The organism is Cryobacterium sp. 10I1 (assembly GCF_035019805.1).
Taxonomy (GTDB): domain Bacteria; phylum Actinomycetota; class Actinomycetes; order Actinomycetales; family Microbacteriaceae; genus Cryobacterium; species Cryobacterium glucosi.
Genome location: NZ_JASJVF010000017.1, coordinates 1 through 15008, shown reverse-complemented (window position 1 = coordinate 15008; position 15008 = coordinate 1). Strand labels below are relative to the sequence as shown.

Here is a 15008-nt window from a genome sequence, read left to right as displayed (position 1 = left end):
AGGTCAGTCTGTGACGCTGGTGCGCGCGCCGCGTCCGAGCGTGAACGACACAACCAGCTGGACCAGGCCGGACACGATCAGGAACACCCCGCCGACGATGACGAGCACGCCGAGCGAGTTCACGGGGGAGAGCAGCACCACGATTCCGGCCACGATGCTGATCACAGCGAAGAGGATGCCGAACCACCTGCTCGAGTCCGAGGCCGTTTCGACGAGCGCCGCAACACCCTCGATCAGCCACGAGATCCCGATGACCATGCCGAGCACGGCGATCGTCCCGATCGGATTGCGGATCGCGATGACACCGGCGACGAGCAGCAGCACACCGAGCAGGATGTTCAGCACCCGGACGCCTGCGCCGCCGCCGGCCATGACGATGCCGCGCACGATCCGGACGATTCCGCCGATCAGGAAGTAGAGGCCGAAGAGGACGGCCACGATGGTGAGCGTCGCTCCCGGCCAGACCAGGATCATCACGCCGAGCACGATGGCGACGACCCCGCCGACGGCCATGGCGGTTCGCATCGTGGTCAGTTCGGGCTTGCTCAGGCGGCTCGTGTCCACCGTGAGATCGAATTCGGTGACGGGATGAGACATGACTGCGCTCCTCGGACTCGAAATACCACTGGGGACGCCTGGGCGTCTGGTTCGGTCACCCAGACTGTAGCGAGGAGGGCCCCTGGCGCGCAATGGTCGCCGGGGGAGTTCACCCCGCTCGCGCATTGCGCGATGCTGGTTGAATGGAGCCATGATGAGTCTTCCTCCGCACGCCGCCGACATCCACGATCTGATTCGGGTTCAGGGCGCGAGGGAGAACAACCTCAAGAACGTCACCATCGACATCCCGAAACGTCGCCTGACGGTGTTCACCGGCGTCTCCGGTTCGGGAAAGAGTTCCCTCGTGTTCAGTACGATCGCCGCAGAGTCCCAGCGGATGATCAACGAGACGTACAGCGCCTTCCTGCAGGGCTTCATGCCGACCCTCGCGCGGCCGGATGTGGACGTGCTCGAGGGGCTCACGACCGCGATCATCGTCGACCAGGAGCGCATGGGCGCCAATTCCCGGTCAACGGTCGGAACCGCGACCGACGCGAACGCGCTGCTGCGCATCCTCTTCAGCCGGCTGGGGCAGCCGCATATCGGCTCGCCGCAGGCGTACTCCTTCAACGTCGCCTCGATCAGCGGAGCGGGAGCGGTCACGCTCGAACGGGCGGGCAAGACCGTGAAGGAACGACGCAGTTTCACGATCACCGGCGGCATGTGCCCCCGGTGCGAGGGCATGGGCACGGTCAACGACATCGACCTCACCCAGCTCTATGATTCCGCCAAATCGCTCAACGAGGGTGCGCTCACGATTCCCGGCTACACCCCGGACGGCTGGGGCGTGCGGATCTTCACGGGGTCGGGCTTCCTCGACGCGGACAAGCCGATCCGCGACTACAGCGCGCAGGAGCTCGAGGACTTCCTGTACCGGGAACCGACCAAGGTGAAGGTGGGGGACATCAACATGACCTACGAGGGTCTGGTCCCCAAGGTCCAGAAGGCCTTCCTCTCCAAAGACCGCGAGGCGATGCAGCCGCACATCCGCGTGTTCGTGGACCGCGCGGTCACGTTCACGACCTGCCCGGAGTGCCGGGGGACCCGCCTCAGTGCGGCCGCGCGGTCCTCGAAGGTCGCAGGCATCAGTATCGCGGATGCCTGCTCCCTGCAGATCAGCGACCTGGCCGGGTGGGTTCGCGCTCTCGACGAACCCTCCGTGTTGCCGCTCCTGACCGCGCTGCGCCAGCTCCTCGATTCCTTCGTCGAGATCGGACTGGGCTATCTCTCCCTTGACCGGCCGGCCGGCACCCTCTCCGGCGGTGAAGCCCAGCGCACCAAGATGATCCGGCACCTGGGATCCTCGCTGACCGACGTGACCTACGTCTTCGACGAACCCACCATCGGGCTGCACCCCCATGACATCGAACGGATGAACACCTTGCTGCTGCAGCTGCGGGACAAGGGGAACACGGTGCTCGTCGTCGAGCACAAGCCGGAGACGATCGTGATCGCCGACCACGTCGTCGACCTCGGCCCTGGCGCGGGAACGGCCGGCGGCACGGTCTGCTTCGAGGGCACCGTCGAGGAACTCCGATCCAGCGGCACCCTGACCGGTCGTCATTTCGACGACCGCTCCGCCCTCAAGAACACCGTGCGCACGCCCAGGGGGGCGCTCGAGATCCGCGGCGCAACGAGGAACAACCTGCAGGGCGTCGACGTCGACATCCCGCTCGGCGTGCTCGTCGTGCTGACCGGGGTGGCCGGGTCGGGAAAGAGTTCGCTCGTGCACGGTTCCATCCCGGCAGGCGCGGATGTGGTGTCGATCGACCAGGGTGGCATCCGGGGTTCCCGACGCAGCAACCCGGCGACGTACACCGGAATGCTCGAGCCGATCCGCAAGGCCTTCGCCAAAGCCAACGGGGTCAAGCCTGCGCTGTTCAGTTCCAACTCCGAGGGCGCCTGCGCCAATTGCAACGGGGCAGGCGTCATCTACACCGACCTCGGCGTGATGGCCACCGTCGCGACGACCTGCGAGGTCTGCGAGGGCAAGCGGTTCGAGGCATCCGTGCTCGACTACCACCTCGGCGGGCGCGACATCAGCGAGGTCCTTGCCATGTCGGTCACCGAGGCCGAAAGTTTCTTCGGTTCGGGGGAGGCGCGCACGCCCGCCGCTCACTCGATCCTCGTCCGGCTGGCCGATGTCGGACTCGGCTATCTCGGCCTGGGACAGCCGCTGACGACCCTGTCCGGGGGCGAACGACAGCGGCTCAAGCTCGCGAGCCAGATGGCAGAGAAAGGCGACATCTACGTCCTGGACGAACCGACCACCGGCCTCCACCTCGCCGACGTCGAGCAGCTTCTCGGCCTGCTCGACAGGCTGGTCGACTCCGGCAAGTCCGTGATCGTCGTCGAACACCACCAGGCGGTCATGGCACACGCCGACTGGATCATCGACCTCGGCCCCGGTGCGGGCCACGACGGCGGACGGATCGTCTTCGAAGGAACGCCCGCCGATCTCGTCGCCGCCCGGTCGACCCTCACCGGCCAGTTCCTCGCTGCGTACGTCGGCGCCTGACCGGGCCGCCCGGCTCCGGTGGCCGTCAGACAGAATCCGACGCGATAACGCCGACAAAACAACGACGACGAAACAACGACGACACGGCTCAGATTACAGGCATCCGGTAATGACCGATAATGCACATTATGTCAGTTGGCAGGGCGAATGGGTAGGCTGATGCGATCCGGCCCGTTCAGGCCGGAGGCTCCCAGAGCTCGATCGGAAGCCCCTCGGGATCGTGGATGCGGGCGAAGCGGCCGTAGTCGGTCGTATCCCACTCTGGGCGACGCTCGACGTGGACTCCCGCCGCCGTGAGCCGTGCGGTGAGCGCGTCGAGGTCCGTCACACGGAGGTTGAGCATGAACGAGTGCTTCTCTGAGAAATAGTCGCTTTCGGAGGGGAACGGCGCGAACACGGTCGGGCCTGCCTGCTGCTGCCAGACGCCGGCCTGGCCCGCTTCGATACCGAGGTGCTCCCGGTACCAGGCCGCCCGGGTGTCCGGATCATTGCTGCGGAAGAAGAGCCCGCCGATACCCGTCACTGCCATGGTTGGCTCCCCTACCCGGTTCCACGGATGAGCTGGGTCAGGAGTGTCGCAGCAACCTCGTTGCCCTCGTCGGCGAGACGGCTGAGTTCGTCGATGTCCTCCCGCGCCGCGGCGAACTGGGCCAGCTTGTCTGCCGCCAGTTCGTTTCCCGCGCCGACCAGACGGCGCAACTCGTCGATGTCGCCGCGCTCCCCCGCGAGCTGCGCGAGCTTCTCGCCGGCGAGTTCGTTGCCGGAATCCACTAGCTCGCGCAGTTCGGCCAGGTCGCCGCGAGTCGCCGCGAGTTCGGCGAGCCGGTTCGCGGCCTCTTCGTTGCCCTCCGCGGCCAGGCGGCGGAGGGTGGCCAGATCCATTGCGCTCATGCTGCCACGGTAGCGCGCGAGGCACACGGTTTCCAGAGGTCCGACGTCCCCGGACGTTGCTTCCCGACCGGCGTCAGCCATACAGGGCGTCGAGCCAGGTCTTCCAGTCCTCGGGAAGTCCCGCGCTCCCGATGTCGCCGAACCGGTGCACGGTCAGCCCGACGACAGCACCGAAGGCGTTCCGACCGAAGAATCGGTAGAGACCGTCGGCCGTGCGGAGGCCGATGAAGTGCTCTGCGTTCCAGTCGACGCTTGCCGTTCCCGCCGGGACTCCGGGCAGGGCGACGGTGACGGTCTCCCCCACGGCCGACGTGGGAGTCAAACCCAGTGCGCTCCGGAGCGTCTCGAATCCCTCGGGACCGCAAGAGGCCTCCGGTCCCTGGACATCGGCGTAGACGGCACTGCGGCCGGCGAAGTGCTCGAGGTACTCGGACAGGGTGTGCAGGTAGAACAGGGTGTGCTTGCTCGCGCTGTCGTACTGGTTGTCCCAGTCGTCCTGGATGACGCCGCTGTGCACCCAGCGGAGGAACGAATGCCCACCCGGACGCGGTTCGATGACCTGTTCGAGCTGGTTGAACCAGCCGTCGGGTCCCTCCATCCGATTCACGTGATGGGTCGGGCGCTCCGAGACCAGGTCAACCCCGGGCATGTCGTCCGTCGGGAACAGCCACGCCGCCGTGTTCTGGGTGATGGCGTCCCACATCTGTTCAGGATCGCCGGGGAACTCCCCCTCGACGACGATCTCGAAGTCCTTGCTCATGTCAGTTCTCCTTGTCTGCTGGGTTACCGGGTTCTTCCGGAGGTCGGGTGATGCTCGGGTGCAGCGCGAGGACGAGCCGGTGGGCGCGACCGCCCGGGGACTGCGGCGCGTCGTAGCGCGTGACGAGGGTGGCGACCGTGAGAGCGAGTTCCGCGCTGAAATCGGCACGATCGGCCGCCGAAGCGAAGCGCAGCTCGCTGTCGATTGTGAATGTGGCAAGCGGGCGGTGTGCGCGCCCCGCGCGGTCGAGCAGGATTCCGACCTCCTGGACGAGCCGGGCGGCAACCGCGAGCATCCAGCGCGCCGAGAATTCATTCACGCCACGCCGCGGATCGGGAGCCACTCCCCCGAGCGCCGTTGGCGAGATCACGAATGACTGTGCCGTCGCCCGCATCACCCGCTCGGTCATGTTCCCCTTGCGACGCTCGGCGATGAGTTCGATGAGACCGTGGCGTTCCAGTTCGCGCAAGTGATAGTTGACCTTCTGGCGCGGCAGGCCGAGCCTGGCCGCCAGGGTCGTGGCCGAACCCGGTTCGCCGAGCTCGGCGAGCAGCCGGCTCCGTGTGGGCTCGAGCGACGCTGCCGCCGCTCCGGCGGTGTCGATGACGGCGACTTCGAGCATGCAACCAGCCTTCCACCGACAATATTTTTTGTCAAGAAGGTGAAAGGCTGTCTGGAGCAGGCGTCATCTGTTGTCCCCCGAATTAGGAGATTCGGCATCGGGCAGTAAGTTTGCAGACGGAGGAAAGGATTTCGATGAGCAGAATCGTGGTCACCAACAGCGTGACCCTCGATGGCGTGATGCAGGCGCCCGGCCGGGCGAACGAGGATCGCCGGGACGGCTTCGACCTCGGCGGCTGGGCCCAGCCCTATGCCGACTCGGTGATGGGCAGCGTCATGGCCGCGGGAATCGGCGATGCCGGCGCCCTGCTCTTCGGACGCAAGACGTACGCGGATTTCGCTTCGATCTGGCCGGCGATGACCCTGGAGAACCCGTATACCGAGGTGATCAACAACATCCCGAAGTACGTGACGTCGATGACCCTCCCCGGCCCCCTGGCCTGGAACAACTCGATCCTCCTGAGCGGTGAGGCGACGACGACCGTCGCGGAACTGCGCCAGCAGCCCGGCAAGGACATCGTGATCCTCGGCAGCGGCGAGCTCGTGCGTGCACTGATGCGCTGGGGCCTGATCGACCAGTACACGCTCCTGATCCACCCCCTGGTGCTCGGCACCGGTCGACGCCTCTTCCCGGACGGTGGCCCCTCGGCATCCCTCGACCTCGTCGACAGCACGACGACGAGCACGGGTGTCATCATCGCGACCTATCGCCCAGCGGCCCCCGTCGCACCGGCGCCGCCGGTCCCCCTGCCCGGGCTCGCCTGAATCAGAGGTCCAGTTCGGATCGGCCGAATTTCTCACGCAGGAAACGACTCTGGTCTTCGAGCGCCGCGAGGTCTTTCGCGTAGAGTGCGGTGCGGATGCGATCGCTCTCCGTCTCGAGGATGTCCAACTGCTCGATCAGTTCGTCCTCAGCCGTCTTCTTCCCTTCGACCCGGCTTGCGATCGCAAAGCTCCGCGGCAGGTTCAGGAACCGCTGGATCGACGTGGGCAGGTAGTCGAGGATCATCTGCTCTACCGTGTGAGCCTGATCGGCCGCTTCGGTCAGGTCCGTCCAGCGGGCGATGACCTGATCGAGGGCATCCAGGATTCGGGCGAGCCTCGAGGTCGCTTCGTCCGGCAGGCGGCGGTTCTCCGCCGTCATCGATCTCCTCAGCACGGCCAGCTGGGCAGCAAGGTCCGCGGCTGACGCCACTCCCCCGTCTCCATGCAGTGGTCCCGGCCGCAGGTCCACCCTGTCTCGCGGTGCGACGAGCGCGCCGACCGCGTACATCGCGACGACGACAACGGGCCACAGCGGACCGAGGCCGACGGCGACGTGCGCGCCGAGGGTCGCGATGCCGAGTACCGAACCCACGATGTTCTTCGTGGAGGCGAGCCACCGCGACACGCTACTGGTACCCACGAATGTCCTGGAACGCGCTCGACAGGTCGCCGTTCAGGGCGTCGAAGGCCTGCCCGCCCGTGAGCTTCGCCACGCTCGTGAGCTCATCGACGTTGCCATTGCCGAAGAGAACGACGTAGGTCGCGATGGACCGGGTATCCGCACCCTGGGCCGCGTAGTAGTCCGCGAAGTCCTTCGCCGTTGCACCGTCGGTGTTCTCACCATCGGTCATGAGCACGATCGAGACGAAGGTATCCGGCCGCTCGGCCTTCTGCTGCCGCGCGAGGGCATACGCCCGCTCCAGCGAGGCATAGATCGCCGTGCCGCCGTCTGCGGAGAGTCCATCCGCGACATCGCGAATCCGTTGCAGGGCCTCGGTCTTGTCCGCCGCAGGCACGTCGACGATCGTCGGGGTATCCGGGGCGGTGCTGAACGGGATCAGGGTCACGCGCTCACGGTTGCGGAACGCGGCAAAACCGCCCGTCGTCGAGGAATCTGCCCCGGCGAGGTTCTTGAGCGCCTGTTGGAGCGCGGTGAGCCGCTCCCCCGCCATCGACCCGGAGGTATCGAGCACGAAGAGCGTCTGCGCGGGAGCCCGCACCGTGTCGAGGTAGGTCGCGATCAGGGTGTTGGCGACGTCCAGCGTGTTCGGGAACGGCGTCTCGAAGAGGATGCCGGCCGGGAAGGCCGACCCGGTGTCGATCCCGGGAACGCCTGGCCGACGGTGGGTCTCCGACACGATTCGCTTCTGTACGGCGTCAGTGGTGAGCCAGGCCGTCAGGGTGTCGAAGAGTGGACGCTTGCCCGTGTCGGCCGAGGCCAGCAGGGTGAGCGGATAGTCGCTCGTGACGACTCCGTCGGTCGGCCGGACGATCGTGAGCGGTGCACCCTTGCCGGCGAGACCGAGGAGTACGGACTCGTAGTTGATGACGCCGTCGACGAGGGTGGGGTCTGCGACGAATTTGTCAGCAAGGAAGCCGGAGGACCCGGCGGTCAGTTTCTGCCCGGAGAAGAACCGGGTCAGCTCAGGACCGACCGCAGTGACGTCCGCATCGGTGAGCGCGGTTCCCGTTCCGGACAGTGCCGTCGCGACCGCCACGAGGGCGCTGAACCCGGAGTTCGAGGCCGCGGGATTGGTCATGCCGTAGGTGAATTCACCGTCGGCAGCGGCGGTGGCGAGGTCCGCCCAGGTCGGCGGGGCGGAGTCCCAGCCGAGCCGCGCCGCCACTGCGGGCCGAAGCCCGAGGACGACCGGGGAGCTCATGATCTTGACGCTCGAGGAGACGGCCTTGGCCGCCCCGGGAAGCAGCGACAGGTAGCGGTTGTTCGGGAACCACGTCGCGTCGTAGCGACCGACGGCACGACCGGATGCGACGAGTTCCGTGCCGGCGAGGGTGCCGGTGTAGTCGAAGACCACCCGGATTCCCTTGTCCGCGGCCGCGGACTCCAGGATCGGAGCCATGTCCTTGACCTCGCTGCCCGCAAGGACCCGAAGAGTCGTGGCGTCGTTGGGCAGGCCGTCCTGCTCGTTCGGCTGCGCAACGGTGCAGCCCGCCAGCAGCAGCGCCGCGACCGCGACCACGCCGAAGCTCCTCAGGAGGCGAAGCATGCTCAGCGAGCTTCCGGCCGGGCTCGCTCGAGGTATGCGGTTGCCTCGGCCAGGCGGGTCTGAAGGGTGTCGACCGTCTGGGCCATCGTCGCGACCGCCTTGAGCTTGTAGCTGTCCAGGGCGTCCATAGTCTCGTAGATGTTCTGGAAGGCCGTTTCCAACGATTCGAGGCTGATGGTGGCGGATGCCGACTGCTCGCTGATGGCGACAGACTGGGTCTTGAGCATCTGCGAGGTCGAGACGATCAGGTTCGAGGTCGTCGTGTTGAGGGCGGTGATCTGGTCGAGGACGAGCTTCTGGTTGGCCAGTGCCTGTGCCACGATCACGGCCGTGCGCAGGGCGGATATGGTCGTCGTCGTTGCCCGTTCGACGCCCTTGATGAGTTCGACGTTGTTCTTCCGCACGACGTCGAGGGCGAGGTAGCCCTGGGCGCTCACGGCGAGCTGGGTGAGCAGGTCCTGGTGCTTCTGTCGGATCGTGAAGAGGAGATCGCTCGTGAGCGCGTCGGCCCTGGCCGGGTCGGTCGTCCTGACCGTGTCGATCTGTTCCACCAGTTGGGTGTCGAGGGCGCTCGTGAGGAGGGCGTACTCCTGCAGGCGATTCATCGTCTCCCAGAGCCGCACCTTTTCCCCCTCGACCGCCGCATTGTCCTTGAGAAGGGCGTCCTGGCCGTTCTGAAGCGAGTGGATGATCTTGTTGAGCTGGCTCTGTGCGGAGGCGTACCGGGCGAAATAGCTGCGGAGCTTGTCCCGGAACGGGATCAGGTTCAGGAGGAACTGGGCGACCCCGCCGTCGGCCCTGGACGGGTCAAGGTCTTCGATCGTTCCGCGCAGTTCGACGAGTGTGCTGGCGACGCGCCGTTGCGCGTCGGCCTCGTCGCCTTTTCCGCGCGCGGCGGCAAGCGCTGCGACCGGGCGCTGGAGCATCCGGTTGCTGACCTCGGACGCGGCCCGGATCTCGTCCCGGCCCATCTGGGCCACGTCCGAGATCTTCTTCTGGAATTCCGGGGCCGAGGGATCGCGGTCGATGAGGTCGGCGACGAAGGCCCTGGCTCGTCCGGCGAGTTCCTCAGTGCGGGCGTCGTCGATCGGCATCATCGCGCTGGCCTGGGTGCCACCGATGTCCGGGACAGCGTTCGGCGGCACGAGCACAAGTCCGGTGTCGACGCGCGGTGCTGTCGTTGCAGCGGCGGCCGGCCTCTCGCCCGGTGTGGGAGTGCTCAGATCGAGGGATGAGTCTGCCATGGTGCTCCTTGGTCTCCGGGGATCGTTCGGCGGGTGTTCGTCGGGTCATTTGTCGACGTTGGCGTCTGGTGAGGCAAGAGGGGTGTCGTACCGCCCGCTGATGGTCGTGATCATCGCCTCGAGCGTCTCGTAGCTCGGCGGGTCGATGACGTTGACGGGGCTTGCGGGCGCCGCGAGGCCGTTGCCGGCGAGGGCTGCCGTGAACACGGCCGGGTCGGCAGGCCGGAACCCGTACTGCGCCGCGAGCCGGGCGAGGCGGGGGTCGGATTGGAGGAGTTCGCCGACCTGGGTTCCCTGCTCGGTCAGCGGGACCACCGTGTGTTTGGAGAGCACGGTCGGGTCCGGATACATCAGGACCATGTCAGGGGTGATGGCACTGCGGCCGGTGACGCTCATCTGCCGGCCGAGGAACTGTGCCTCGTAGACCATCACGAGCGGTTTCGAGCCGATTCCCTGGGAGAGGTAGTCCTCGAATGGTGCCTCGGAGGAGGAGGCCGAAAAGCCCTGCTCGAGGAAGAGTGCGGCCATCGGGTCGATGACGGCGGCCTCCGCGTCGGCGGAGCTGATGACGCTGTTCCCGTTGGCGACGTAGGACGCGATCGCAAGGTACATGGCCGCTGAGTTCGACTGGCGGATGTCCGTGCTGGAGATCAGGATCGAACGGGAGCTGTTGTAGCTCGCCGCCGCACCGGGGAGCTGATTCCAGCGGGTTCCCGCGGCGACGGCCTTGAGGTATTCCGCGACGTTCAGGTGCCAGGTGCCCGCGGCGTCCTGGTTCGCGATCCCCGCGGACTGCAGGAGGGTCACGATCGGCGTGAAGGTCGCGATGGCGAGCGGCGAGTAGAACGGTGAGAACACGCTGCGCGCCCCGGCTTCGCGCCGGATCTTCTCGGCGGCGGGCGCGGAGGACGGGAACACGAAATCGACTCCGGTGAGGTCGACGGATGTGGCGATCTGGCGTGATCCCGCCGTCACGACCTCGACGTCGAGGCCCTTCTCGGCGAAGACCGCCCGGACGGCCGGGTCGTCGAAGAACGGCTTCTTCTCCGAGCCGATGACCCCGTGGACGACAGCGAGGTCCGTGGTCACCGGAGCCGTCCCTGTCGGTGCTCCGAACAGGCGACCGCCGACCACGACGATGACCACGCCGACGACGAGCACGCCCGCGAGGACGAGCCCGATCACACGCTTGGCTGTGGCGCTCATTCGATGGATACCGTCTGGATTAGGTGGGACGACGTTGTGCAGGAGATCTGCACTGCAGACAATAGGGCATCCGGGGAAATTCTTGGTGAACTCGTACGCTGACCAGCCGTTGCAGGTGCGGAGCAGGAGAATTCAGCCGTGAACGGGAGGGTCCTCCGCAGGGTGCTGGTGGGTGACCATGCCGAACTCGTTCACAGGTTCGAATGCGTCCCTGTCCCAGGCGCCCGGATGGGGCACCGGACAGTTCAGGATCGTGTCGTGCACGCCGTGCACGATCGTGTGTTCACTCATGGCATGGCCGCACACGGGGCACGGCACTGTGGTGTCCTGGATCATGCGGCCAGCATAGAACCAATCGGGTCGGTATGAGCCGAAATTTCCCGGCGCGATCTTCCGCCGTGCCGCTGGCTCCCCCGGGACTCTCAGGCCTCGCCGAACCCCGATTCGAGGAGTGTGGCAAGGGCGTCGACCGCCGCGGCCGCGCCGGCACCGCTTGCCGAGAGTTCAACCCGTGCGCCCCGGGTCAACCCGAGGCCCATGATGGCCAGCAGGCTCGCGGCATCGCGGCCATTGACCGTGACCGGAACGCCGAGCGTCGCGGCGAGGGTCACGAACTCCGCGGCGGGCCGGGCGTGCAGGCCGTCAGCGTTGATCAGGGTCACCGTCCTCATCACCGTCGTGTCGGCCCCCGACTGACCGGACCCGGCATCTGCGGCCGGGACCGGCGCCTGGGCCGAGGGCGCACCCGAGTACGCTGCCCCAGCCGACCGGGCCGCAGACTCCACGGCAGGCAGGTCGCCACCGATCTGTGCGGCGACGGCGGCGGCGACGGCGCCCTCGACAAGGGGTGCGTCGACGATGACGACCCGGGATCGAGTGTCGTCATCGAGGAAATCGAGCGCTGATTCCGCCGTCAGGATTGCGGAGCCGAGGTCGCAAAGCACGACGACTCCCCTGCCTGCTTCTGCGGCCTCGATGCCCGCCGCCACCTTGGCGAAGCTCGTTCCGATCCGGTCGTCGTCGGTGCCGCCCGCCGGCAGCATCCGCACGGTCGGAGCCATCTGGCGGGCGAGATCGACGAGGCCCCTCGCGATCAGCGAGCTGTGCGACACGAAGACAAGGCCGACGAGTACGGCGGGGACGGCGGGTTCTGAATCACTCATCCGCAACCTGCTCGGCGGTGTCGGCGGCAGCACGCAGAAGCAGGGCACTGGACTGGGCACCCGGATCGCGATGCCCGATGGCGCGTTCGCCGAGGTAACTCGCGCGTCCCTTGTGCGCGATGAGCGGCTCCGTCGCAACCGCGCCGGCCTCCGCAGCATCCGCGGCCTCGACGAGGATGGCGACGGGCGTCGCTCCGGCGCGTTCCGCGGCCGCTGCAGCGTTCACAGCGGGCGTCCAGGCGTCGACCATGGTCTTGTCGCCGCTCTCCGCCTTGCCCCTGAGCACGATTCCGTCGCGTGCCGCCGTCAGGAGTGCGACGACCGCGGCACCGTCCAGGTCCGGCTTCCCCGCCACGGCGACGGCCGCCTTCAGGAAAGCCGTTCCGTAGAGCGGCCCCGCGGCGCCGCCCACCGTGGAAATGAGTGTCGTCGCGACGAGTTTGAAGACGTCGCCGGGAACGGCGTCTGCCGGGAGCGTGTCGAGTTTCCCCAGCACCGCCTGGAAACCACGGTCCATGTTCTCGCCGTGGTCGCCGTCGCCGATGTCCCTGTCGAGGGTGATCAGCTCCACACGATGGTCAGCGATAACGTCCACACACTGCCGGATCCAGGCTTCAGCCCAGGTGACACTCAGATTCATCGAATCTCCTTCTACCGTCCCCACCGTAGCGCCGCAGTCTGCACCGGCGCATCCCAGAGCGCGGTGAGCTCGTCATCGAGCTTGAGAACCGTGATGGACATGCCCTGCATTTCGAGGGAGGTGGTGAAATTCCCGACCAGCGTCCGCGTGACAGTGATCCCCTTGGCAGCAAGGACCTCGGCGGCCCTCCGGAAGACGATATAGAGCTCGATCTGGGGAGTGCCGCCCATGCCGTTGACGAGGAGGAGCACCGAATCCCCGCTCACGAACGGGATGTCCTCCAGAATCGGTCCGAGGAGACGGTCGACGATGGCGTCTGCGGGTTCGAGCTTGATCCGCTCCCGGCCCGGCTCGCCGTGGATGCCGATGCCGATTTCGATCTCGTCCTCTGCGAGGGTGAAGCTCGGTTCTCCCGCGTGCGGGACGACACACGGCGTCAGCGCCACACCCATCGTGCGCACCTGCCCGATCACCTTCTCCGCGACGGCGGCAACGGAGGCGAGGTCATCGCCGCGTTCGGCCGCAGCTCCGGCGATCTTCTCGACGAGGACCGTTCCGGCGACTCCGCGACGTCCGGCGGTGTACAGCGAATCCTTCACGGCGACGTCGTCATTGACGATGACCGTGCGGACCTCGATCCCATCCGCGAGGGCCAGGTCGGCAGCCGTCTCGAAATTGAGGACGTCGCCGGTGTAGTTCTTCACGATGTGCAGCACCCCTGCGCCGCCGTTGACCGCCTGCGTCGCCGCGAGGATGGGATCGGGGGTCGGCGAGGTGAAGACCGCGCCTGGCACGGCGGCGTCGAGCATGCCGACGCCGACGAATCCGCCGTGCAACGGCTCATGGCCGCTTCCGCCTCCGCTGACCAGGCCGACCTTGCCCGACACCGGGGCATCGGCGCGGACGATGAAAGTAGGGTCGCTGGATACGCGCACGATGTCGCCGTGCGCGGCTGCAAAGCCGGCCACGGCCTCATCGACAACGTTCTTGGGATCATTGACGAGCTTTTTCATGACTCTTCCTTCGGGTCGGATGGTGACGATCGGTCGGCGTCGCATCGTGCGATTCGATACGGAGCTGTCCTTAACCTACGCGCAGGTAGCCGGGGAAGTAAGGGACGAACCACGCCTCGACCTGCCCATTTCGCTCGGGATACCAGCGCGCTATGGTGTTGCCAGTCGCTCACCGCGACCAGACTGTTCAGCGCTCGAGCCCTACCTAGGAAGGTCAACGTGGACAATATTGGAGTCGTATTTTTGTCGGAGGTCGTGGGCACCGCGATGCTCGTCCTCCTCGGTACCGGTGTCGTAGCCAACGTCGCCCTGGCCAAGAACAAAGGTCTCGGCGGCGGCTTCCTGATGGTCACCATCGGGTGGGGTTTCGCCGTCTTCTCCGGCGTCATCGTGGCGTACAACTCAGGTGCGCACCTGAACCCCGCCGTCACCCTCGGCCTCGTCGCATCGGGCGCGACCGAGTTCGGCTCCGGGGTCCCGGTGAACTTCCTGTCGGTGCTCGTCTACATCGCGGCTCAGTTCCTCGGCGCCATCATCGGGGCCGTGTTCTGCTGGCTCGCCTACAAGCAGCACTTCGACCAGGAACCGAACCCGGCGAACAAGCTCGGCGTCTTCTCGACCGGTCCGGCCATCCGCTCCTACGGCTGGAACCTCGTCACCGAGATCATCGGCACCTTCGTGCTGGTGTTCGTCGTGATCGCCTTCGGCGGCGGTCGCCAGGGCACGTCCGGCGGCCTCGCGGCCCTGGGCGCCCTGCCGGTGGCTCTGCTTGTCATCGTGATCGGCACCTCGCTCGGTGGCCCGACCGGGTATGCGATCAACCCGGCCCGTGACCTCGGACCGCGCATCGCGCACTTCATCCTGCCGATCAAGGGCAAGGGCTCGTCCGACTGGGCGTACTCCTGGGTGCCGGTCGTCGGCCCCGTCATCGGCGGCGTCCTCGCCGGATGGGCCTCGTACGCTCTCCTGCCCATTCTCACCTAGTGCGCCTGCCGACCGGCCGGTTCCCCAACCAGGACCGACCGGTCGGCTTCTGCATGTCCATCAGTAGTCAGTACGTCTCAGCACAACGTGTCAGAACAATACAAGGAGGTATTCCATGGCCCAATACGTCATCGCCATCGACCAGGGCACCACGAGTTCGCGGGCGATCATCTTCGACAAGGCCGGTTCGATCGTCTCGACCGGACAACTCGAGCACGAGCAGATCTTCCCCCAGGCCGGCTGGGTCGAGCACGACCCGATGGAGATCTGGAACAACACCCGTGAGGTCATCGGGCAGGCGCTGTCCAAGGCGAACCTGACCCGGCACGACATCGCCGCCGTCGGCATCACCAACCAGCGCGAGACCGCCGTGGTCTG

General features: G+C 66.7%; 17 protein-coding genes. 4 read left to right on the top strand and 13 right to left on the bottom strand.

All coding sequences use genetic code 11. The features are described 5' to 3' along the window. Positions 1-3: 3 nt before the first annotated feature. Positions 4-597 carry an HdeD family acid-resistance protein gene (locus QN345_RS03285; protein ID WP_166787271.1) on the bottom strand — a complete coding sequence of 198 codons (594 nt, stop codon included), beginning with the start codon at positions 595-597 and terminating at the stop codon, positions 4-6. Between the two features lie 151 nt (positions 598-748). Here QN345_RS03285 and QN345_RS03280 point away from each other — a divergent pair, with 151 nt between their 5' ends. Beyond that, positions 749-3115 (top strand): excinuclease ABC subunit UvrA, encoded by a 2367-nt coding sequence (locus tag QN345_RS03280; RefSeq protein WP_322189682.1) that lies wholly within the window; start codon positions 749-751, stop codon positions 3113-3115. Positions 3116-3290: 175 nt separating this feature from the next. Here QN345_RS03280 and QN345_RS03275 read toward each other — a convergent pair whose 3' ends face one another. The 4 genes from QN345_RS03275 to QN345_RS03260 form a co-directional block, all read right to left on the bottom strand. Beyond that, positions 3291-3644: a VOC family protein gene (locus QN345_RS03275; RefSeq protein WP_134558400.1), complete on the bottom strand. Its 354-nt coding sequence runs from the start codon at positions 3642-3644 to the stop codon at positions 3291-3293. A gap of 11 nt (positions 3645-3655) precedes the next feature. Beyond that, positions 3656-4006, bottom strand: coding sequence for a hypothetical protein (locus QN345_RS03270; protein ID WP_198413353.1), 351 nt, complete (start codon positions 4004-4006; stop codon positions 3656-3658). A gap of 73 nt (positions 4007-4079) precedes the next feature. Beyond that, positions 4080-4766, bottom strand: coding sequence for an SRPBCC domain-containing protein (locus QN345_RS03265; RefSeq protein WP_322140807.1), 687 nt, complete (start codon positions 4764-4766; stop codon positions 4080-4082). A 1-nt stretch (position 4767) separates the two neighbouring features. Beyond that, on the bottom strand, positions 4768-5388 hold the full coding sequence (locus QN345_RS03260; RefSeq protein ID WP_322189681.1) for a helix-turn-helix domain-containing protein: 621 nt from the start codon (positions 5386-5388) through the stop codon (positions 4768-4770). A 134-nt stretch (positions 5389-5522) separates the two neighbouring features. Between QN345_RS03260 and QN345_RS03255 the strand changes: the two genes are divergently transcribed. Then, entirely contained in the window at positions 5523-6152 is a 630-nt protein-coding gene (locus tag QN345_RS03255) for a dihydrofolate reductase family protein (protein WP_134446550.1), read from the top strand. A 1-nt stretch (position 6153) separates the two neighbouring features. On the opposite strand, the gene QN345_RS03250 is transcribed toward QN345_RS03255, so the two are convergent. The 8 genes from QN345_RS03250 to dhaK form a co-directional block, all read right to left on the bottom strand. Then, positions 6154-6792 (bottom strand): hypothetical protein, encoded by a 639-nt coding sequence (locus tag QN345_RS03250; RefSeq protein ID WP_322135839.1) that lies wholly within the window; start codon positions 6790-6792, stop codon positions 6154-6156. Then, positions 6779-8380 carry a VWA domain-containing protein gene (locus tag QN345_RS03245; RefSeq protein ID WP_134558402.1) on the bottom strand — a complete coding sequence of 534 codons (1602 nt, stop codon included), beginning with the start codon at positions 8378-8380 and terminating at the stop codon, positions 6779-6781. Before QN345_RS03245 ends, QN345_RS03250 begins: the two co-directional genes overlap by 14 nt. Before the next feature lie 2 nt (positions 8381-8382). Further along, positions 8383-9624 carry a toxic anion resistance protein gene (locus QN345_RS03240; RefSeq protein WP_134558403.1) on the bottom strand — a complete coding sequence of 414 codons (1242 nt, stop codon included), beginning with the start codon at positions 9622-9624 and terminating at the stop codon, positions 8383-8385. 45 nt (positions 9625-9669) lie between these two features. After that, positions 9670-10830 (bottom strand): hypothetical protein, encoded by a 1161-nt coding sequence (locus QN345_RS03235; RefSeq protein WP_322135841.1) that lies wholly within the window; start codon positions 10828-10830, stop codon positions 9670-9672. A 132-nt stretch (positions 10831-10962) separates the two neighbouring features. Beyond that, complete coding sequence (locus tag QN345_RS03230) at positions 10963-11166, bottom strand: hypothetical protein (RefSeq protein WP_134446545.1); 204 nt, start codon at positions 11164-11166, stop codon at positions 10963-10965. A gap of 86 nt (positions 11167-11252) precedes the next feature. Continuing rightward, positions 11253-11993 carry a dihydroxyacetone kinase phosphoryl donor subunit DhaM gene (gene dhaM / locus QN345_RS03225; protein ID WP_134446544.1) on the bottom strand — a complete coding sequence of 247 codons (741 nt, stop codon included), beginning with the start codon at positions 11991-11993 and terminating at the stop codon, positions 11253-11255. Next, positions 11986-12633 (bottom strand): dihydroxyacetone kinase subunit DhaL, encoded by a 648-nt coding sequence (dhaL, locus tag QN345_RS03220; RefSeq protein ID WP_134561095.1) that lies wholly within the window; start codon positions 12631-12633, stop codon positions 11986-11988. The genes dhaM and dhaL overlap by 8 nt, the downstream gene beginning before the upstream one ends. 11 nt (positions 12634-12644) lie before the next feature. Continuing rightward, a complete protein-coding gene (gene dhaK / locus QN345_RS03215; RefSeq protein ID WP_134446542.1) occupies positions 12645-13646 on the bottom strand; it encodes a dihydroxyacetone kinase subunit DhaK in 1002 nt (333 codons plus the stop codon). A gap of 267 nt (positions 13647-13913) precedes the next feature. On the opposite strand from dhaK, the gene QN345_RS03210 reads away from it, so the two are divergent. Together QN345_RS03210 and QN345_RS03205 are read left to right on the top strand one after the other, a co-directional pair. Beyond that, a complete protein-coding gene (locus QN345_RS03210; protein WP_241975266.1) occupies positions 13914-14630 on the top strand; it encodes an MIP/aquaporin family protein in 717 nt (238 codons plus the stop codon). Positions 14631-14745: 115 nt separating this feature from the next. Beyond that, the coding region (locus tag QN345_RS03205; protein WP_323508445.1) for an FGGY family carbohydrate kinase at positions 14746-15008 on the top strand (263 nt) is incomplete at its 3' end.